The 20,592-nt window shown below is 67.8% G+C and carries 19 protein-coding genes; 12 read left to right on the top strand and 7 right to left on the bottom strand.

Annotated features, from left to right (window positions below):
* Positions 1–9: 9 nt before the first annotated feature.
* Entirely contained in the window at positions 10–1,302 is a 1,293-nt protein-coding gene (locus DFQ59_RS18315; protein ID WP_114281186.1) for an ABC transporter substrate-binding protein, read from the bottom strand.
* Between the two features lie 345 nt (positions 1,303–1,647).
* Here DFQ59_RS18315 and DFQ59_RS18310 point away from each other — a divergent pair, with 345 nt between their 5' ends.
* On the top strand, positions 1,648–4,104 hold the full coding sequence (locus tag DFQ59_RS18310; protein ID WP_211315001.1) for a hypothetical protein: 2,457 nt from the start codon (positions 1,648–1,650) through the stop codon (positions 4,102–4,104).
* Between the two features lie 299 nt (positions 4,105–4,403).
* Here the strand turns inward: DFQ59_RS18310 and DFQ59_RS18305 are convergent, their stop codons facing one another.
* The 6 genes from DFQ59_RS18305 to DFQ59_RS20565 are packed head-to-tail and all read right to left on the bottom strand — an operon-like array spanning position 4,404 to position 9,059.
* Positions 4,404–5,735, bottom strand: a complete 1,332-nt coding sequence (locus tag DFQ59_RS18305; RefSeq protein ID WP_114281185.1) for a sensor histidine kinase — start codon at positions 5,733–5,735, stop codon at positions 4,404–4,406.
* On the bottom strand, positions 5,732–6,400 hold the full coding sequence (locus tag DFQ59_RS18300) for a response regulator transcription factor (RefSeq protein ID WP_114281184.1): 669 nt from the start codon (positions 6,398–6,400) through the stop codon (positions 5,732–5,734). The genes DFQ59_RS18305 and DFQ59_RS18300 overlap by 4 nt, the downstream gene beginning before the upstream one ends.
* Before the next feature lie 4 nt (positions 6,401–6,404).
* Entirely contained in the window at positions 6,405–6,737 is a 333-nt protein-coding gene (locus DFQ59_RS18295; RefSeq protein WP_114281183.1) for a PepSY domain-containing protein, read from the bottom strand.
* 6 nt (positions 6,738–6,743) lie between these two features.
* A complete protein-coding gene (locus DFQ59_RS18290) occupies positions 6,744–7,400 on the bottom strand; it encodes a diheme cytochrome c (protein ID WP_114281182.1) in 657 nt (218 codons plus the stop codon).
* A gap of 40 nt (positions 7,401–7,440) precedes the next feature.
* The gene (locus DFQ59_RS18285; RefSeq protein WP_245937322.1) at positions 7,441–7,842 is read right to left on the bottom strand and encodes a DUF1924 domain-containing protein; all 402 of its coding nucleotides are present in this window, start codon (positions 7,840–7,842) and stop codon (positions 7,441–7,443) included.
* A 50-nt stretch (positions 7,843–7,892) separates the two neighbouring features.
* Entirely contained in the window at positions 7,893–9,059 is a 1,167-nt protein-coding gene (locus DFQ59_RS20565; RefSeq protein ID WP_170142219.1) for a cytochrome b/b6 domain-containing protein, read from the bottom strand.
* Positions 9,060–9,446: 387 nt separating this feature from the next.
* Here DFQ59_RS20565 and DFQ59_RS18275 point away from each other — a divergent pair, with 387 nt between their 5' ends.
* From DFQ59_RS18275 to DFQ59_RS19650, 11 genes are all read left to right on the top strand, one after another.
* On the top strand, positions 9,447–11,774 hold the full coding sequence (locus tag DFQ59_RS18275) for a TonB-dependent receptor (RefSeq protein ID WP_114281181.1): 2,328 nt from the start codon (positions 9,447–9,449) through the stop codon (positions 11,772–11,774).
* 403 nt (positions 11,775–12,177) lie between these two features.
* Positions 12,178–14,325: a TonB-dependent receptor gene (locus DFQ59_RS18270; RefSeq protein ID WP_114281180.1), complete on the top strand. Its 2,148-nt coding sequence runs from the start codon at positions 12,178–12,180 to the stop codon at positions 14,323–14,325.
* 99 nt (positions 14,326–14,424) lie between these two features.
* Positions 14,425–15,258, top strand: a complete 834-nt coding sequence (locus tag DFQ59_RS18265) for a hypothetical protein (protein ID WP_114281179.1) — start codon at positions 14,425–14,427, stop codon at positions 15,256–15,258.
* Positions 15,259–15,261: 3 nt separating this feature from the next.
* Positions 15,262–16,314: a 4Fe-4S binding protein gene (locus tag DFQ59_RS18260; protein ID WP_114281178.1), complete on the top strand. Its 1,053-nt coding sequence runs from the start codon at positions 15,262–15,264 to the stop codon at positions 16,312–16,314.
* Positions 16,314–17,048, top strand: coding sequence for a sulfite exporter TauE/SafE family protein (locus tag DFQ59_RS18255; RefSeq protein WP_170142218.1), 735 nt, complete (start codon positions 16,314–16,316; stop codon positions 17,046–17,048). Before DFQ59_RS18260 ends, DFQ59_RS18255 begins: the two co-directional genes overlap by 1 nt.
* A gap of 58 nt (positions 17,049–17,106) precedes the next feature.
* Positions 17,107–17,541 carry a TonB-system energizer ExbB gene (gene exbB / locus DFQ59_RS18250; RefSeq protein WP_114281176.1) on the top strand — a complete coding sequence of 145 codons (435 nt, stop codon included), beginning with the start codon at positions 17,107–17,109 and terminating at the stop codon, positions 17,539–17,541.
* Positions 17,522–17,905: an ExbD/TolR family protein gene (locus DFQ59_RS18245; protein WP_245937321.1), complete on the top strand. Its 384-nt coding sequence runs from the start codon at positions 17,522–17,524 to the stop codon at positions 17,903–17,905. The genes exbB and DFQ59_RS18245 overlap by 20 nt, the downstream gene beginning before the upstream one ends.
* A gap of 74 nt (positions 17,906–17,979) precedes the next feature.
* Positions 17,980–18,645: a TonB family protein gene (locus DFQ59_RS18235; protein ID WP_170142217.1), complete on the top strand. Its 666-nt coding sequence runs from the start codon at positions 17,980–17,982 to the stop codon at positions 18,643–18,645.
* A 93-nt stretch (positions 18,646–18,738) separates the two neighbouring features.
* Complete coding sequence (locus tag DFQ59_RS18230) at positions 18,739–19,419, top strand: MotA/TolQ/ExbB proton channel family protein (protein ID WP_114281173.1); 681 nt, start codon at positions 18,739–18,741, stop codon at positions 19,417–19,419.
* Entirely contained in the window at positions 19,409–19,810 is a 402-nt protein-coding gene (locus DFQ59_RS18225) for an ExbD/TolR family protein (protein ID WP_170142216.1), read from the top strand. The genes DFQ59_RS18230 and DFQ59_RS18225 overlap by 11 nt, the downstream gene beginning before the upstream one ends.
* A complete protein-coding gene (locus DFQ59_RS19650; RefSeq protein WP_147275283.1) occupies positions 19,807–20,481 on the top strand; it encodes an energy transducer TonB family protein in 675 nt (224 codons plus the stop codon). Before DFQ59_RS18225 ends, DFQ59_RS19650 begins: the two co-directional genes overlap by 4 nt.
* Positions 20,482–20,592 lie beyond the last annotated feature (111 nt).

The following is a 20,592-nucleotide window of genomic DNA, read 5'->3' as shown; positions in this document are numbered from 1 at the left end:
ACCGGGCCGTCACTCCACGGCCCGGTAGCCGCGGTTGTCCTGGATATCCTGGTCGATAAGCGCTGCGGCGCGCCGCAGCGCCTCCTCCACATCGAGGCCGTTGCGGATGTCCTGGAAGGCCTTCTGGAAGGCGGAGGTGATGACCGGGTAGGCGGGTGTGCGGGGCCGGGGAACCGCGTTCTCGCCGAGCTGGGCGACAAACAGCCGCAGGGGGCCCGCCGGCCCGTAGAGGGGAGAGCGGGCGACGGCGCGCCGGGTCCCCGGCACCGCGCCGTTGGCGGCGGTCATCGCCAGCACCTCGTCGGGCTGGAGCAGGAACCCGAGGAAGCGGGCGGCGGCCTCCGGCCGGTCGCACCGCGTGGTGATGGCCCAGTTCCAGGAGCCCTGCCCGGTCCGGCTGCCGGCGCCGAAATCGGGCAACGGCAGCAGTACCAGGTCATCGCCCACCGCCTTCCGGTAGCGGGGATACTCCCAGTGCCCCGCCCAGGAGAGCGCCACGCGGCCCCCGGTGAAGGCGGCGTCATCCAGGTTGGGATCGACCCGGCCGGCCCGGATCCAGTCCTGCACCCGCCGCAGCGCGGCGACCGCCTCCCCGCTGTCGAGGACACCCCCGGCGCGCAGCGGCGGCGCGCGGGTGACCAGGTCGGCCCCGGCGGACTGCAGCACGGGGGAAAATGCGTAGGTGAACCACTCGCCGGTGTAGTTGAGCTTCAGATCGAGCACCGCCCCGTCGGAGTCCCGCTCCGCCAGGCGCTCCAGCAGCTGCGCGAACTCCGTCGCGCTCCAGGCCGCGTCCGGCCCGGCGGGCAGACGCGCCCCCACGGCCTCGAGGAGGCTTTTCCGCCCCCACAACCCCAGACCGGAGTCGAAGGCGCCCACCGCATAGAGCCTGCCGTTCCAGCTGCCCTGGGCCGCGAGGCTGGGCAGGAGATCGTCCCTGACCGCCGCGGGCAGCAGCCCATCCAGGGGCCGCAGATGCCCCTGCCAGGCATAGCTGTAGAGAAACGGGCCGTCGAACTCGAGCACATCGGGCAGATCGCCGGCCAGGGCCGCGGCCTGGACCTGGGCGTTGTAGCCCCCCTCGGGAATGACGGTGAGCTCAACCTGCACCCCCGGCTCCGCGGCATTGAAGCGCGCCACCTGGTCCCGGATCACCGCCCGCTCGCCGGGCTGCCCGGAGTGGACCCACACGCGCAGGCGGACCGGCCCGTCATCCGCGCCGGGCGGCGCGGATGACTCCTCGCCGCAGGCCGCAAGCGACAGGGCGGCGAGCAACAGCAGTCCAGCTATCAGGCCGCGCATAGTCCAATAGTGTACTACTTCACTCCGGGAGGCACTTTCAGGGCCGCCCGGCCGGAACCGGGCGACGGGGTTGGATCCCGGAATGGCGACATTTGTCACAATTTTCATGGAGGAAAACCCGGAAACCAACCGTTGTGGGATCAGAACAAGGGCCTTCCAGGGACGGCGGGCCCTTGTTCAGATACTGCGACAGACAATAGAAAAACATAAAAGCGCATGAATTTATTCATGTTTTATAAATGGGGCTGAACAGAGACCCGGTCTGGACCGGATACCAGGTCCAACCGACCGCCAGGGAACGACACCCGGAACGCGTCCGGGTCCACCACGATGGGGGTGACCGTCATGATGAGAAGAGCAGGCCTGCCAGGCTTCTGGCTGCTGATGTTGACGTTGGTCCTGGGCGCCGGCTACGCCGGTCTCCAGGCCCAGGCGTCGGACCACAAGAAAGTGCGGGTCAACAAGGACGAAAGCCGCATCCAGGCGTCCGCGGATGAGTCATTGCGTATCGACAACGCGAAATGGGATGTCGAGCGCAACCGTCTGTACGTGGATGGCCGCAGCAGCCGCCGGGCCACCGTGGTGCTGGCCGACGCGGCCAGCGGCGAGACCCTGTCCACCGTGACGGCGGACCGGAGAGGCCAGTGGCGGGTACGCATCTACGGCCTGAACGAGACGCCCTGCCGGGTGCGCGCCAGCAGCAATGGCAGCAGCGTGGAGAAGGCTGTCGAGCACGCCCCCTCCGACTGCAGCGCGCCGCCGCCCCCACCGCCCCCGCCCCCGCCCAGCGGCGGCAACCTGGGCGAGCTGCGGGTGCTGGCCGCCAATGATCTCGGCATGCACTGCGCCGACCTGGACTACCAGGTCTTCAGCATCCTGCCTCCCTTCAACGTCCTGCACGCCCAGGTGGTGGAGCGCGGCCAGGGCGGCGGCGAACCGCGGCTGCTCAGCGACGCGGACGTGAGGCTGACCTACGCCGCCAGCTCCAGCCCGCTGGATCCGGCCGGCGCCGGCTCCATCAACACCACCAGCGGCTACACCGCCGGCGGTGTTCCGAAGACCAACTTCTGGGACCTCGGCGCCATCACCGGCAAGACCCTGGCCTACGACACCTACGCCGTGCTCTACCCCTACGACAGTGGCGTGGGTGACAGCATCCTGGCGCTGTTCGAGCCGCTGCCCGTCGACCGGGGCCTGCCGGTGCCGGACATCAACGAGCTGCTGGCCGGCAACCTGGTTCCCCACCAGCAGGATATGCCGGGCAGCGCCAACACCCCGCAGGCGTTCAGCCGCTTCGATCGCGACCTGGCCTTCTTCGCCGGCCTGACGGTGCAGGGCCAGACCATCGGCAAGGTGATCCCCGGGGTGAACTGGTTCGCCGCCGACGGCATTCCGATCCTCCCGGTGGACGACCAGGGCCGCAGCAACGCCTATCCGCTGATGAAGGTGGAGGCTCGCGACAAGGCGACCGACGCGGTGCTGGCCGCCACCGACGTGGTGCTGCCGGTGGCCTCCGAGGCCGACTGCCAGACCTGTCACGCCGCTTCCGACGACGGCTACAGCGGCCTGGCCAGCGACTTCGCCGGCGTCAACACCGACGCCGATCCGGGCAACGACTTCATGGTCATGACCGAGGCCCAGGCGCTGGCCGACGGCCTCGGGCCCCAGTACCTGCTCAATGCCGCCAAGGTCAACATCCTGCGCCTGCACGATGCCAAGCACGGCACCGACCTGGACAACCAGCGGCCGGTGCAGTGCTCCCAGTGCCACTACTCCCCGGCGCTGGACCTGGCCCAGGTGGGTCCGGTGGATGACGCCGCGGGCCGGCAGCAGACCACCCACATCAGCATGTCGCGGGCCATGCACGGCCATCACGGCAGCCTGACCTTCGGTGGCGGCGACGTGTTCCCGCAGATGCCCACGCCGGACGACCCGGCGCGCGACCAGCCGGCCAACACCGTCTACCCGGGCGCGGACGCCAGCCTGACGGTGACCGAGTACGTGCTGCAGGAGACCTGCTACCAGTGCCACCCGGGCAAGCAGACCCAGTGCCTGCGCGGCGCCATGGCCGCCGGCGGCGTGGTCTGCCAGGACTGCCACGGCAACATGGAGCAGGTGGGCAACGACTTCACCGGCCAGCTCAGCGCCGCCAACCCGGCGCCCGACGGGCTCGACCTGGGCAAGCGCATCCCCTGGGCCAGCGAGCCGGCCTGCCAATCGTGCCACACCGGCGACGCGGCCAGCCCCAACCACCCGGCCGGCGCGGTGGTGGCCCCGGACGGCATCCGCCTGCTGCAGGCCTACATCCTCGGCGAACCGGATGCCAAGCCCATCAAGGTGGCGGATTCACGCTTCGCCGAGAACGAGAGCCTCTACCGTCTCAGCAACGGCCACGGCGGAGTGATGTGCGAAGGCTGCCACGGCAGCACCCACGCCATCTTCCCCAACCCCAATCCCATGGCCAATGACAACGTGACGGCCAAGCAGCTCCAGGGCCACTCGGGCACCATCATCGAGTGCGACACCTGCCACGAGCCGGGCAGCCTCGGCATCACCCTCGACGGTCCCCACGGCATGCACCCGGTGAACGACACCCGCTGGGTCAATGGTCACGAGGACCTGGGTGACAAGCAGCCGGAGCTGTGCACCACCTGTCACGGCACCGACGGCCTGGGCACCGTGCTCTCGCGCACGGCCGCCGAGCGCACCCTGCCGCGGAAGGAAGGCGGCGGAACCGTGACCCTGGCCAAGGGCACGGAGGTGGGCTGCGTGGAGTGCCACGAGAACAAGATCACCCACTGACCCCTCCCTCCCCCATTTGGGGCCTCCGACCCGCACAGGCACACCTTGCCTGTGCGGGTTTTTCTTTGGGCGCCGGGATAAGGAAATAAGGGTGAATGGATAAGGGATAATGGATAAGGGTGGCTGGAGTCAGAACGGGCGTTTCAGTTTTCAGTTTTCAGTTTTCAGTTTTCAGTTTTCAGTTTTCAGTTTTCAGTAAGGAGTGTCCCCGGAAATCCGGGGCCCGCGCAACTCCTTCACCTTTATCCCTTCACCCTTCTCACCGTCCGTTTCCGAGACTCCGCTGCCGAATCCGCGACTCAGATTCCCGGCAGGCGGACGCGCACCCGCAGGCCGCCCAGTTCGGGGGAGCGATCGAAGCGGAGGCTGCCGCCGTAGAGCTGGACGATGTCCTTGACGATGGACAGTCCAAGGCCGTGTCCGGCCACCGACTCGTCGATGCGCACACCGCGGCCGGTGAGCTGGTCGAGCTGCTCCCCGTCGCAGCCCGGACCGTCGTCCTCCACGTCCACGGCCAGCCCGGCGCCGGAATCCACCCGGCAGCGCACCCGCCCGGCGGACCACTTGCAGGCGTTGTCCAGCAGGTTGCCGAACAGCTCCAGCAGGTCGTCGCGGTCGCCCTGCACCGCCCGGTCGGGGCCATCGAACTGCAGGACGATATGGACCCGGTGTTCGTCGTGAATGCGCTCCAGCACGGTCACCAGCCCCTCGAGGTCGTCCATCGGCCGGAACCGCCGCCCCGGCGCGCCGCTGCCCGCCAGCCGCGCCCGCCGCAGCTCCCGCTCCATCAGCTGACGGATGCGGTCGGTGTGCTGCTCCAGCTCGGCGGCCACCTCCGGCTTGTCCGCCAGCGCCTCGCCGCGGGTAATCTGGGTGACCAGGTGCAACGGCCCCTTGAGGGCGTGGGCCAGGTTGCCCAGGGCATTGCGGGAGCGCTGCAGGCGCTGGGAGACCAGGTCGAGCAGGCTGTTGACCTCCGCCACCAGGGGCCGCACCTCGGCGGGCACATTCTCCGGCAGCTGGCCGATCTCCCCCTCCTCCAGGCGCCTTATCTCCTCGCGCACCCGGCGCAGGGGACGGAAGGATCTGCGCACGACCACCTGCTGCACCCCGAGCGTCACCAGCAGCACCAGCCCCACCAGGGCGGCGAAATAGCCGTTGAAGCGGCGCAGGCTGTCGGTCAGCGGAGAGAGGTCCTCGGCCACGGCGATGGTGAGGGTATGTCCCTGCTTGCGGAAGCCCCCGGCCCAGGCCAGCAGGCGCTGGTCGACGGGGCCGTCCAGCTGCCAGACCCGCTGCCGCCCGGGCTCGAGGGCCGCCACCTCCAGCGGCGTATCCCAGCTGGAGGGCGAGTGCAGCGCCTCGCCCGCCTCCGGCAGGATCAGGTAATAGTGGCCGGAGAAGGGCTGATCGTAGATCACGTTGAGGCGTCCCGCGTCGAGGACCGGGGCGCCGTCGGATCCGAAGGCGACGGCGGCGAGCAGGGTCTCCCCGTCATGGCTGAGCCGGGAGGCCACGTAGTCCTCGGTAAGCCGGCCGATGGCCATGTTCACCAGCCACCAGAGCAGTCCCATGAGCAGCACCAGGCTGACCGCCAGCCCGGCCTGGAGCCGCCGCTCGAGGGAATTCACCGGCCGTTGTCCCCGAATATGTAGCCCTGGCCGCGGCGGGTCTCGATGAGCGCCTTGCCGAACTTCTGCCGCAGCCGGTTCACGTAGACCTCGATGACGTTGCTGTCGCGATCCGCATCGCCCTCGTAGACGTGTTCGGTGAGGCGGGTCTTGGACAGCACCTGCCCGGGGTGCAGCATGAAGTAGCGCAGCAGGCGGAACTCGGTGCCGGTGAGGTCGAAGCTCTCGCCCGCGGCGGTGGTGACCGTCTGCCGGTCCTCGTCCAGCACCAGCCCCGCGCAGCTGATCTGCTCGTCGGCCCGGCCGTGGCGGCGGCGCAGCACCGCCGCCAGCCGCGCCAGCAACTCCTCCACGTGGAAGGGCTTGCCCAGGTAGTCATCGGCGCCCGCCTTCAGGCCGTCGACCCGCTCGTGCCAGGCGTCGCGGGCGGTGAGCACCACCACGGGCACGGCATTGCCGCGGCTGCGCCAGTTGCGCAGCACCTCCAGCCCCGGTCGCCCCGGCAGGCCGAGATCGAGAATGATCCCGTCGTAGGGCTCCTCGTCGCCCATGAACTCGCCGTCGATGCCGTTGTCCGCCACATCCACGGCGTAACCCGCGGCGGTGAGATCGGATTTCAGCCGTCGCGACAGGGCCGCATCATCCTCGACCAGCAGCAGGCGCACCGATTCAGTCCTCCTGTTCCAGCTTCATCATCTCGCCGCTGGCGGCGTCGATCTTCATTTCCCAGACCTGGCCGCGCTCGTCGAGCAGCTCCACTTCATAGATGTATCGCCCATGCTTGCGCTCCAGCTCCACCTCGATCACCCGGCCTTCCCGGGCTTCGCGGATGCGCTCCATGAGTTGGGCAAGGGGCAGTATCACCCCCTCGCGCACCAGCGCCCGGGCTTCGCGGTGGCCGATGTCACCGTCGCGGCGCTCGTCGTCGCCCCGGGCAATGGCGCCGGTCGCGCCACCGCCCAGGATGGCGACGATCAGGATCTGTATGAACAGGCGCTTCATGATGGATCAATCGTCGTCCCAGCGCCCATAGCCCGGGATCCGGATCTCGCCTTCGCGGTATGAACCGGCCTCGGCACGGGTATGGCAGGCACTGCAGTTGCTGAAGGAGCGCACATCCGGATTGTCCTGCACCACGCGCCGGGGCAGCTCGTCGTGCTTGCGGACGAAATAGGGGGTCGCGGAAATCCGCAGGGGCGCCTCCTCCGGCATGATGGAACCGGCAATCTTGCGCGAGCGCCGGTAGTCGCTGGCATCGGCGGCATTGGCCATCAGGTAGTCGCGCAGGACCTTCACCTCGTCCCCGGGCAGCTCGGCATTCTCGCCGAAGTGATCGGCGAGCCCTCCCAGCATCCTATCCCAGGAGCGGGCGGGAAGCAGCCCGGGCTGGTAGGCGAAATGACAGCCGCCGCAATCCTCCTGGTAGAGCTCGTTGGCCACCGGCGCCACGCCGCGGCGGCTGGAACCGACCGGCTCCCCCATGAAGGCCCCGGAGGGCAGGACGGCGTCGGCCCCGTGGCCGCCGTAGACCCAGGTCTCCCCGCGCTCGCCCCGCTCTCCGTATTCGCCCCGCTCATCGTCCGAGGCCATGACCGCCGCGGCCGTGGTGCCGAGCACCAGCACGATCGGCAGCAGCATCCGGATTCCACCTCTGTTTCTCTTCATGTCCTACCCCTTGTCCAAGGCTGAAAGTTGCGCTGCCGGATTACTGCAGCTTGATGTAGACGAGGAAATCACCCTTCTCCTGCGGCGTGCATTCCCGGCCCAGGGTCCACTTGCAGTTGCGCAGGAACCACTTCTCGATCTTCTTCGCATCGGTGAGCCGCTCCGGGTTGACCGACGGCGCCATCGGCTCGATGGCCTTGCCCGTGCGGGCATGGGTGCCGGACTGCTTCAGGTCCGTGGTGTGGCAGGTGGAACAGCTGCGCGCAGGACCGCCGTCGGGATCGGGGAACTCCCGGGCCCACATCGCCTCGCCGGCGGCGGCGCTGAACACCTTGCCGCCCTCGGCGTAATAGCGGTCCAGCTGGTCGGCCACCGTGTCGGCCTGGGCCACCGCTCCCCACAGTGCCGCGGTCGCGGCCAGCATCAGCATTGCCTTGTTCATGTTCAGCTCCTCTCGCGTCAATCAGGATGGTGTCGTTTCCAGTTCAGCATTCAGCCCGTGGTTCCGCCTTCGGGTTCCGGAACGCCCATGGCCGCATCCTCGAAGGTTCCGGCACCGGCATCCGCATGGCAGGCGCCGCAGTTGGCCGGACTGTTCACCGGCGCGCGCTCGAACACCGCCGCGTCGATCCCGCCGTGCTTCGCCTTCCAATAGGGCGTCGTACTGATGCGCAGCGGCGCCTCGCCCGCCGGCACCGAGCGCAGGATTTTCCAGGCCGCCTCGGTGGGCAGGGTTTCCGCCCCATTGGCAGTCAGGAACCCGCGCAGGACCGCCACGGTTTCCGGCTCGAGCATCAGGTCCTCGCCGAAATGGCTCTCCTGCCCCGCCAGGAGACGCTCCCAGGAGCGGGCGGGAAGCAGGGAGGGGTGGTAGGCCAGGTGGCAGCTCCCGCACTCCTCCCGCCACACCGGATCGTCGGGCAGAACCGGCCCGGCGAAGGGCAGGTAGGGCTGCTCAGGCGTCGCCGTCAGGTAGCCGCCGAAGCTGGCCCAGGCGCCACCGGCCACGGCCATGGCGATGGCCAGCGCGATCGGGCGCAGGGCGGGCACATCGGCCGTATCGCCCCGCCGCCGCTTGCGGCCGTGGATCATGGCCGCCGCCAGGTTCTCCCGGTGCAGCAGGCTCTCCACCGCCACGCCGATCAGGTGGGCGGCCACCAGGGCGAGCATGGTCCAGGCCAGGAACTCGTGGACCTGGTGCGCCCGTTCACCGGCGGCAAACCCGATCCAGCCCGCCAGGGGACCATGCCCCTCCTCGCCGCCCAGGGTCAGCAGTCCGCTGAGGCCCAGGCCGAGGCCCAGCGCCAGCAGGCCGAAGATGGCCCAGCTCCCCGCCGGATTGTGGCCCAGCATGCGCGGCGCACGCCCCGCCAGCAGGTTGCGCAGGTAGCCGAGCGCGGCGCGCGGGCCGCAGGCGAAGTCGCGGAAGCGGCTGTGCCGGCTGCCCACCAGCCCCCAGGCGAGGCGGAACAGCACCAGCCCCGCCAGCAGGTAGCCGGCGAAGACATGGACATGGAGCAGGCGGTCATCCCGGCTGAGCCAGGCGGTCGCGAAGGCTCCGGCAAAGAGCCAGTGGAACAGCCGCAGGGGCAGGTCCCAGACCCGGACCCGGATCCGGTCCAGGGGCGCGTGGGCGGCCGTGACATTGATGGTGTTCATCACCGCCCCCTTCAGGCCCGCTTGCGGCCGGTGATCATGGCGCGCACCAGCGGATCCCAGACCTTGATTTCGGATTCGGACATGCACCGGACCTCCGGACTATTCCAAGCTGGAGGCCAGTCTAGGGCGGCGCCCTGAATCGAAGCTGAAAACAAATGCCTCCCATTCCCGCACTGTGGCATATGCCCCCATGCCTGCGGCAACACACCCGATTCCGCAACATTCTCTTCGTGTAACCCCTTGAAAAGGGTCACACGAACATTGGCCCACTACTTGCTGTAGGCCTTCGCGGTTGAACACCCCCCTGCCGGGCGGATTACCGAAACACCCAAAAATAAAAGACATATATCAATTACTTGACGCACACCAACTCGGGGGTCAACACGCATGAACACAGCTTCAACCCACCCGGCCGCCGGTCGCCGGGGTCTCGCCGCGGCCGTCGCCGCAGCGCTCGCCGCCGCCGCCCCGGCCACTGTCCTCGCCGAGGACCTCGGCCTGATCACGGTGGAGTCCACCACCATCGACGACCGCTTCGAGTCCAAGCGCGAGGAGCCCTCCAACATCGCCGTAGTCTCCGGCGAGAAGGTGGACAAGGCCCATGCCGAGAACATCCACCAGGTGCTGCAGTCCATCCCCGGCATCACCACGGAGTTCGACAGCGGCGAACAGCTCAAGATCCACATCCGCGGCGTGGAGAACCAGCGCTACATGGGCGAGAAGCCGGGCGTGGCGGTGGTCATCGACGGCGTGCCGGTGTTCGAGCGCACCGGCCGGGTCAACATCGATCTGGACAACATCGAGTCCATCAAGGTGGTCAAGGGCGGCGCCTCCTACCTGTTCGGCGACGACGCCCTCTCCGGCGCGGTGATCATCACCACCAAGCGCGGCGCCAAGCAGGCCGGCTACACGGCCGGGGTGGAGGCGGGCAGCTTCGGCTTCCGGAAGTACCTGGGGCGGGCCGGCTTCGCCGGCGAGAAGGCGTCGGGACACGTCCAGGTCTCCCGGCGCCAGACCGACGGGTACTACAAGGACTCCGACTCCCAGTCCGACTACCTCAACGGCAAGCTGCAGTACTACATCGACGACGTCAGCGACGTGACCTTCGGCTTCGAACGCTCGGAACGGGCCAAGGACAGCCACGGCACGGTGGACGGCATCACCGCCGCGAAACTGGACCCGAAGAGCGAGTGGATCGAGAACGACGACTACACCCGCATGTACGACGTGGACCTCTCCAAGTACTTCGTCACCTACTCCCGCGACATGGGTGAGACGGGCAACCTGCTGCTGAACGCCTACCAGTTCAGCGACGACACCGCCTTCGTCAGCAAGCCCATCAACGGCTACTACTACGAGGACGGGACGCTGATCACCGACCCGGACGCCTACGCCACCGCCACCGACTACCACCAGGTGCAGCGCGGCATCAAGGCGGAGCTGCGCCAGGCCGGCGAGAAGCTGGCCTGGCTGGCCGCACTGGACCTGCGCGCCAACACCTACGAGCAGCTCAACGAGAACATCACCACCTACAAGTACTCCCGCTTCAGCAGCAGGCCGGCCGCCGTGGCCGGCGTGGTCAACGAGGACGGCGAGACCGAGGAGAGCATCCAGGCCGCCTACGGCGAGCTCAAGTTCCGGGTGACCGACCCGCTGGTGGTGACCCTCAACGGCCGCTACGACCACATCGCCCTGGACTACAGCGACAACCTCACCGATCTCGAACTGAGCCGGGATTTCAACGTCACCTCCTGGCGCCTGGGCGGCAACTACGCCCTCAACGACACCACCGACCTCTACGCCAACGCCTCCACCGGCTTCCGCGCCCCCTCCGTGGAGCAGCTCTTCGCCGGCAGCACCAATCCCGACGGCAACGTCGAGAACAACCCCGACCTCGACCCCGAGCAGGCGCTCAACCTGGAGCTCGGCCTGCGCCGCACCTTCAGCGCCTTCGGCATCAACTGGGACCTCGACACGGCCATCTTCCAGATCGACCGCGAGGACTACATCATGTCCTCCGCCGGCCAGTATGGCGTGGTGGACCCGGACGGGGAGCCGCTGCGCTACGAGAACATCGGCGGCATGCGCAGCCGGGGACTGGAACTGGTCCTGCGCAGCGATTCGGCGAAGCCGTTCTGGGTCAACATCTCCTACTCCTTCCTGGATGCCTTCTTCACCCAGTACGACAACTTCAACCTCCTGCTGGGCAACCGCTACGGCCGCAACGGCTTCTTCGATCCCGCCACGGGCGGCAACGCCGACGGCGTCTGCGATCCGGGCGAGTACGACACGGAGAACCAGTACTGCCTGGAATCCTACGACCTCGAGGGCAACGACGTTCCCCGCGCGCCGGCGCACCACCTGAACGTGGGACTGAACTGGCGCGCCGCCCCCTACCTGACCCTCACCGGGGAGATCGACGCCAGCTCGTCCTACTACGCCGACGAGCTGAACTGGAACGAGGTGGACGGCCACGCCGTGTTCAACCTGCTGGCCACCTACGAGCGCAGCTTCGGCGAGAACCAGACCTGGAGTCTCTTCGCCCGGGTGGACAACCTCTTCGACGCGGACTACTGGAACACGGCCCGCGGCAGCTCCGACGGCGCCAGCCCCGGCACCGGCGGGGTACCGGACGGCATCTTCGACATGGAGGACATCTCCATCGTGGTGAACCCGGGGCGCACCTACACGGTCGGCGTGTCGGCCCGGTTCTGACCCCTTCAGCGGGGCGGCAGGGAACGCCGGATGCGCCAGGGAGGGCGCGCCCCGCCCCCGCCACCGTCCGCTGCGGACATCGCCGGCCCTTCCGGCGGGTGACGCCCGCGTCTGGCAGCCGGTACCGGCCGGGTGCCGCCAACAGGGCCGGGCCACTTCGGTGCAGACCGCGTGGCTTCCTCCCGGGACGCACGAATGCGGCAAATACCACATATTTGCGGCAAATCACCTGCAGCGGCATGTGTCTCCCCGATTAACCCCTTGATAAACGTCAAGGCCCGATTGGCCCACTCCTTGCTTTGGGGTCCACCAGCTTGGGACGGACCCCTGCTGGACGAGTTACCGGAACCATAAAAAAGACAAATATCAATTGCTTGGCGCACACATCCGGGGGTCAGCACACATGAACGTCGCTTCACATCAACCGGCCATCGCGCGCCGGGTTCTCGTCGTGGCCATCGCCACCTCGCTCTCCGCCGCCAGCCCCGCCTGGGCGGAAACGCCCGAGACGGCCGACAAGGTCGATCTCGACACCATCAGCGTCACCGCCTCGCGCATAGAGCGCACCACCCGGGAGGTGCCCGCCGCCATCGCAGTGGTGGACGAGAAGCGTATCGAGCAGGCGCAGATGATGAACGTGAAGGATGCCATCCAGGGGACACCCGGGGTGCTCATCGATTCGAAGAACGGCGGCTACGACGTCCGCCTGGTGATCCGCGGCGCGGGCCAGAAGGCGAACTATGGCGTGCGCGAGATCATGGTGATCCGCGACGGCGTGCCCATGACCGATCCGGACAGCTTCTCCCGTTTCGACTACATCGACACCCAGGACATCGAGCGCATCGAGATCTCCAAGGGCCCGGGCAACCTCTACAGCAGCGGCGCGGCCGGCGGCACCCTGCAGATCATCTCCAAGTCGGTTTTCGACGCCACCAACCGGGTCAAGCTCGGCCTCGGCACCGAGGGGGCGGAGAGCTATCACGTCCGCTACGGCGCCGACATCAACGACAGCAACGCCTTCTCCGTCACCGCCTCGCGCCGCGTGATGGACAACGACTGGCGCCACTGGAACAAGTTCGACACCAACCAGGTGAGCTTCAAGCACGGCCTGATGCTGGACGGCGGCGGCCTGTGGGAGTCGGAGCTCAGCTACTCCAAGGCCGACATCCAGCTGCCCGGTTCCCTCGACAAGGCCCTGTTCGACGAGTACAAGCGCACCGGCGAGGTGGACGACACCCAGGATCCCTGGAAGCATTCCGGCCGCTATTCGAAGATCTGGTTCTTCAACTCCCGCTTCGAGCAGAGCTGGGGCGACCTGACCTTCAAGCCGCGCGTGTACTTCAACCACTGGGAGCACTACCACCCGGTCACCGGCGCCATCAACGACAACCCGGGCACCAACGTCCTCGGCACCGACCTCGAGCTCAACTGGAACCACCACTTCATCGGCGACAGCACCCTGGTGGGCGGCGTCACCTTCCGCCGCGACGACACCCGGGATTCCGCCAAGTACAAGTATGCTGATGTCACCACCGGCTTCGGCGGGCGCATCACCTCCACCCTCTCGGACCGTCCCGGCGACCTGATGCAGACCGAGGACACCCTCAACACGCTCTACGGCTTCTACCTCCAGGAGAGCGTGCAACCGGCCGAGCGCTGGCTGGTGGATGCCGGCTTCCGCTTCGACCGCTCCGAGTTCGACATTCACACCGATCAGATCTGGGTCTATGACTACGGCAGCAGCACCTATGTCTACGATCCCCTGGTCTACGACACCAAGAAGAGCTTCAACCTCTTCTCGCCACGCCTGGGCGTCACCTACCGACTGTCGGACACCCTCAACCTGTTCGCCTCTCTGGCCCAGGCCGATCAGATCCCGGCCGACTCCGAGCTGAAGAAAAACAGCGCACTCGATGCCTCGACCGCCCGCAACCTGGAGGTGGGCATCAAGGGACGGGCCGACAACTGGACCTTCGATCTCTCCGTCTACCAGACCAAGGTGAGCGACGAGATCGTCTCGGTGCTGGACACCGGGGGCGACACCACCTTCCAGAACGCCGGCGAGACCGACAAGAAGGGCCTGGAGTTCAGCGGCCGCCTGCGGCTCGGCAAGCGCTGGTGGGCGGGGCTCGGCTATGCCTACAGCGACTACAAGTTCGAGGAGTTCTCCGAGGTCATCAGCGGCTTCACCTTCGACCGCTCCGGCAACCAGCTCCCCTTCACGCCCAGGCACCAGTACAACCTCAGCCTGGAGTACGACCACCCCTCCGGGTTCAAGGCCCGCGTGCAGGCCGACAGCTGGAGCGAGTACTACGTGGACAATGCCAACTCGGATACCTACAAGGGCTTCGACTTCGTCACCAACCTGATGCTGGGCTACGAGAAGGGTCCGCACGCGCTGGTGTTCACCATCGACAACCTGTTCGACGACCACTACGCCACCGAGGTGAAGAAGAGCACCTACTTCGCCATGGGCTCATGGCAGGAGAAGTACTACTACTACCCGGCCAGCCCGCGCACCGCGATGCTGACCTACAAGTACACCTTCTAGCCGCCCGACCGGACAGGGGAGTGCACCGGCCGGCCGATGCTGGCCACGGACCAGGGAGGGTCCGGTGCACAACCTCCTCCCATGGAGACACCGATGCGAATGAAAACCCTGCTAGCCGGACTCCTCGCCAGCGGCTGCTGCGTGTCCGTCGCCCTCGCCCAGCCGCCTGCCCACGGCGACGCCGCCGCGCCGGCAGCCGAAACGGGTCAGAAGCCCGCCGGCGGCCATGCCGGGCACGGTGGCGGCCGGCGCGCGAAGATGCTGATGCTGGCCAACGCCGACGGCGCCCGCATCACCTACTGGAAGCCCGATCTGACCCGCATGGAGCTGAGCGCCGAGCATGGGCACCTGACCCTGCCGCCCACGGGCATGGACAACTACCACGCCCTGGTCGTGGAACAGGACTGGGGCCCGGAGAAAGACACCCTCATCCGCTACGAATACAGCTTCGGCAAGCCCAGCGGCCACAGCCCGGCCGAGCTGACCGCGGCGGTGAAGACGGAGCTGGAGGTGGTGCCCGACCCCATCCCGCGGGAGCACTACCGCTACATGGCCGCCGACCGCTGGTCGTTCCTGGTCCGCTACCAGGGCCAGCCGCTCGCCGGCACGCCGGTGCTGCTGGCGACCAGCCAGGGCAGCCGGCTGGAAGCGGTGACCGACGCCGCGGGCAGGGTCACCTTCCGCCTCCCCGACGACTTCCCTGAAGTCGAGGCCGGACGGGAGAACAACACGCCGGCCGAGCTCAGCGTCACCGCCAGCCACCGGGAGGACGGGCTGGAGTTCGTGACGGTTCTCACCGCTCCCTACCACGCCGACCCGGCCCACTGGCAGTCCTTTCCCACCGGCGTGGCCATCGCCGGGGCCGGCTTTCTCGTCGGCGGCCTGGTCGGCTTCCGCCGCAGGCATGACAACAAGAAGCGCGGGAGCGCCTGAACCATGAATCCGCTTACCAATCTCAGCGTCATCCGCAGGCTCGTACAGGTGGCCGCCTTCGCCTTTCTCGTCTACGGCTCGGTGGTGGTGGGCTACTACACCGCCGACAAGCTGAGCGTCGCCTTCCCGGCGCTCACCTGCGCCTACGACATGCGCTCGGCCGACTACTGCACCCTGATTCCCTTCCAGCACCAGATGGCCCACCGGGTGGGCGAGTCGATCAGCAACGGCACATCGCTGCTCATGGGCCTGCTGCCGGTGGTGACCACCCTGGGCACCTTCCTGCTGCTGTTCGTCCTGCTCAACAAGGCCTTCTGCGGCTGGATCTGCCCGCTGGGCTTCTTCCAGGAGCTGCTCGGCGTCATCGGCCAGAAGCTCGGCCTGCAGCAGCGGGAGTCGCTGGCGCCGGGCATCGTGGACCGGCTGCGTCCGGTGAAGTGGCTCATGCTCGGCGTGCTGGTCTTCAGCCTGCCGCTGCTCTCGGGCCTGGGTTTCGCCAGTCATGACCTGGTGGGCGCCTACTGCGCCATCTGTCCCAGCCGGATCATGACCACCCTGGCGGTGGGCGACACCTCCCAGCTCTACTTCGACAGCGCCAACCCGACGGTGATGGTGCTCTCGGTGAGCGCCGACTTCCTGTTCGGCGCCATGGTGGCCCTGGGCCTGACCACCCGCCAGCCCTTCTGCCGCATCTGCCCGCTGCTGGCCCTGCACGCCGCCTTCCGCAAGGTGGGCCTGGCGCGGCTGGTGAAGAACCCTTCGCCCCGCTGCGGCAAGTGCGGCCTGTGCGCCAAGGCCTGCCCCATGGACATCCGCGAGATCCACACCACGGAGAAGCAGGGCGACATCACCTTCGCCGACTGCACCCTGTGCGGCCGCTGCGTGGAGTTCTGCCCGGACCAGGATGTCCTGCAGCTGAAGTACGCCACCTTCCCCGTCTTCTCGGCCAGCCCCCGCTACTTCAAGCAGCGCAAGCAGGCCCAGAAGCGCTGGGAGTCCTGGACCCTGCGCGGCTGGTGGAGTCGCCGCCGGTCGCCGGCCACGGAGCGGGCATGATGGACGGCGCGGCAGTCAGCCTCAGCTTCGGCGCGGCCCTGCTGCTGGGGCTCGGCTTCGGCGCCGGGCCCTGCAACATCGCCTGCCTGCCCTTCCTCGGACCGGTCTTCGTGGCCGGTGGCGGCGGGGTCCGGCAGGCCTGGCGGGTCCTCCTGCCCTTCTCCCTCGGCCGGCTGACCGGCTACGCGGGGGTGGGGCTGGTGGCGGGGCTGGCCGGCGGCATCGCCCAGGGCTGGCTGGAATCCCCGGTGGTGCGCTGGGTGCTGGGAGGCGCCACGCTGCTGGTGGCCGCCGGGCTGCTGCTGCGCTCATCCGCCACCGGGCGGAAAGGACATTGCGCTGCCACCGGCCCGGGCCGCAAACCGGACGGACAGCCGATCGCCGTGGAGATGCGGCTGCAGCGGCGGGCCAAACCCGGCCCGGACAAGCGCCTGGTGCCGGGTGGTCTCTACCTGATGGGTATGGGGATGGCGCTCAATCCCTGTGCCCCCCTGAGCACCATCATGCTGGCGGCGGCGGCTGCCGCCAGCGCCGTCTCGGGCGCCTGGCTGGGCTTCGGATTCGGAATTGGCGCCGTGGCGATGCCGGCAGTGATCTTCGGCCTCGGCGTGGCGCACCTCGGTGCGCAGCTGCGGGAGCATCTGGCCTCGTGGGAAACCACCCTCACCCGGGTATCGGCCCTCATGATCGCCGGGCTCGGCACCGCCACGGCGCTGGGGTGGATACAACCCTGACAACCGCGGCAATACGGATATCGGCTGGATAGTATCGGAGAACACGATGGAATCACTGATGGACCTTCTGAAGTCCAACCTCGACTACGGCATCATCGGCATACTGGGATTCATGAGCTTTCTCATGGTCTGGTTCGCCGTGGAAAGATATCTCTACCTGCGCCGCGTGGACGTACGCGGCTTCGATCATCTCGACGAACTCAACGTGGCCCTCACCCGGAATCTGACCGAGCTCTCCTCCATCGGTTCGAGCGCCCCCTACGTCGGCCTGCTCGGAACCGTGCTCGGCATCCTGCTCACCTTCTACGAGATCGGCCAGGGCGGAAATATCGACGTCAAGACCATCATGGTGGGACTGGCGCTGGCGCTGAAGGCCACCGCCCTCGGACTGGTCGTGGCCATACCGGCCATCCTCTTCTACAACGGCCTGTTGCGTCGCGTCGAGGTCCTTGTCGCGGAATGGAAGAAAATCCATGGCTATGAAGCGGTTTGATTCAATCAACGTCATCCCGTTCATCGACATCATGCTGGTGCTGCTGGCCATCGTGCTCACCACGGCCACCTTCATCGCCCAGGGCAAGATCGACATCAATCTTCCGAAGGCGAACCAGGAGGCCGCACCACCCCAGGATCCTCCCATCACCCTCTCCATCGACCGGGATGGCGCCGCCTACTACAACGATGAGGCCGTGACCCTGGAGGATCTGTCGTTGCGCCTGTCCGGGCTCGACAAGGAAACCTCCATTGTCATGCGGGTGGACGAGGCCGTGCCTTTTGCCGGGTTTGTTTCCGTCGTGGACATCCTGAAGACCCAGAAACTCGAACGCCTGTCCATCGTCACCCAGCGCCCCCAATGAAGTGCAGCCATTGCAATTTCCTTGGCCTGACCGCGTCCGCCCTGTTGCATATGGGCATCGCAGCGGCGTTTTTCGTGACGAGGGCCCTTCCCGCCTCCGCCCCGGGACTGGAACTGGTGCCCCTCGAGCTGGCCATGTTCGAGGTCTATGCACCCGTACCGGTTGTGGTCCCCCCCGAGCCGGAGGCTGAGCCAGAGCCGGTGCCCGAACCGGAACCCGAGCCCGAGCCCGAGCCCGAGCCCGAACCGGAACCGGAACCCGAGCCCGAGCCCGAACCGGAGCCCGAGCCGGTCGTGGTACCCGATCCACCGAAGCCGAAACCCGAGCCGAAGCCGAAACCCAAGCCGCGCCCCGCCGCCAAGCCGCGCCCGGCACCGGTCGCCGCCGGCCCGGTCACGGGCCCGAAGACACAGATTCCCGCTTCGGGGATCGTCAAGCCGGGCCCGGCCAAGGTCCTGAAGATCCGGGATCTCTACCTGGGTCAGTTGCTGGGGCACATCGAGTCGCACAAGTTCTATCCCACCGTCGCCCGCCGGCGGGGGCTGGTGGGCGTGGTCCATATCTCTTTCAACCTGAGCCGGGACGGCTCCATCAACGGCCTGCAGGTGAACGGTGGGCACAAGCTGCTGCGGAAGGCGGCCGAAGAGGCGCTCAGGAAGGCCGTGCCCATGCCGCCCCCGCCTCCGGAAGTGGCCTGTCCGCTGCAGGTCAACTACGGCATGGAGTTCAACCTGAAATAGGCACGGCAGACGTTCAACTCGCATCTCGCCCGCAGGACCGGTACGCTGACCGCCACTGGAGGCGACAAGTCAATCCACGGACTGGACAGCACCATGACAATCTTCGATCTCTTCTTCCGTGGGGGGCCTGTGGTCTGGGTCCTGGCGGCCTACTCGGTGCTGGGCCTGGCCATCGTCCTGGAACGCTGTTTCCACTACCTGCGCATGGGCCGGACACCACCGGACCTGGAGGCCCGCATCCACACCGCCATCGCCGGTGACGAGCGCGCCCTCGAAAGCGTTCGGGGGCCGGAGGTGGCGGTAGTGCGGGCGATGCTGGCGGCCCGCGCCGATGGGGTCAAGGACCTGACCCACGTGGGGCTGCGGGAGCGGGCGGTTGAGCTGCGCCGGCTGGAAGGGGGGTTCGCCACCCTGGCCATCCTCGGCAACACCGCCCCCTTGCTGGGGCTGTTCGGCACCATCACCGGCATGATCAAGGCCTTCATGGTCATCGAGCAGGCGGGGGGCAAGGTGGATGCCCAGGCCCTGGCCGGCGGCATCTGGGAGGCGATGATCACCACGGGGGCCGGGCTGGCGGTTGCCATTCCCCTTTTGATCCTGCTCCACTTCCTGGAGAACACCGCCGAGCGCCGCGCCCACGCCATGCAGCGCTGCGTGTCGCTGGTGTTGGAACAGGCCGGGCGCAACGGCAATGGCCATCACCATGCCAACGGCGGCCAGGAGAACCCGGAGGAGCTCCCGCGGCAGCGGGAGGCGGCATCGAATGCGGTCTGACTACCGCCGCCGCTCCCGCGCCGGGTTGAACCTGACGCCGCTCATCGACATTGTCTTCCTGCTGCTGATCTTCTTCATGCTCACCGCCCACTTCGTGCAGGAAGAGAGCCTCGACATCGAGCTGCCGGAGGCGGAGTCCGCTGCAATGGACGAGGACAAGTCCCTGGTGGAAGTCATCCTGTCGCCGGAGGGCGAGTTGCGGGTGGACGGACGGGTGGTTCCGCCCGAGCGTCTGGAGGAGACGCTGCGCGGCGCACTCCACGCCCCCGGTCGTAAATCGGTGCGGCTGCGGGGCGACACCACCGCCCGGTTCGGACACGCCGTCTCGGTCATCGACGCGGCCCGCAAGGCGGGCGCCCAGTCACTGGATATCCTCACCGAGCAGCCATGAGGCGGCGGGAGGGTTGGCCGCGCCTGCTGGCGGTGGGCATCTCCGCCCTCGCTCACGCCGGGGTTCTGCTCTGGGTCGCCGACTCGGTGATGCGGCCGGCGGCGCGTGCGCCGATACTCGCCCAGCAGACCCGGGTGACCCTCACCTTTCCAACCCCGCCGGCGCCGGTGCCGGAAGAGGTCCCGGAACCCGATCCGGAACCACCGGCGCCCGAACCGGAGCCTGAGCCGCCGAAACCGAAGCGGAAGCCCGAACCCAAGCCCGAACCGAAGCCAATACCGAAGCCAAGGCCGAGACCGACGCCTCCCCCGCCCGCGCAACAGCCGTCCCAGGCGCCCGTGGCGGCGGAGCAGACAATGGCGGGACTGCCGGATCCGGCCCGCGTAAGTCAGCTCCGGGAGCAGTATCTCAGCCGGCTCCTGGGCCGCATCGAGGCGCACAAGTTCTATCCCACCCTGGCCCGCCGCCGCGGACTGGAGGGGGTGATCCAGGTCACCTTCACCCTCGAGTGCGGCGGTGGTGTGCGCGGCGTGAAGGTGGCCGGCGGCCACGGCGTGCTGCAGAAGGCCGCCGAGGAGGCTGTGCTGAAGGCCCAGCCCCTGCCGAGGCCACCGAAGGAGGTGCCCTGCCCCCTGCAGGTGAGCTACGGCATGGAGTTCAATCTCAAGTAGCGTGGGAGGACGCGGCGTTCCGTGTTCCGTGTTCCGTGTTCCGTGTTCCGTGTTCCGTGTTCCGTGTTCCGTGTTCCGTGTTCCGTGTTCCGTGTTCCGTGTTCCGTGTTC

This window comes from Thioalbus denitrificans, assembly GCF_003337735.1.
In the GTDB taxonomy this organism is placed as follows: domain Bacteria; phylum Pseudomonadota; class Gammaproteobacteria; order DSM-26407; family DSM-26407; genus Thioalbus; species Thioalbus denitrificans.
The sequence above is the reverse complement of the archived record's forward strand: the minus strand, read 5'-3'. Positions and strand labels throughout refer to the sequence as shown.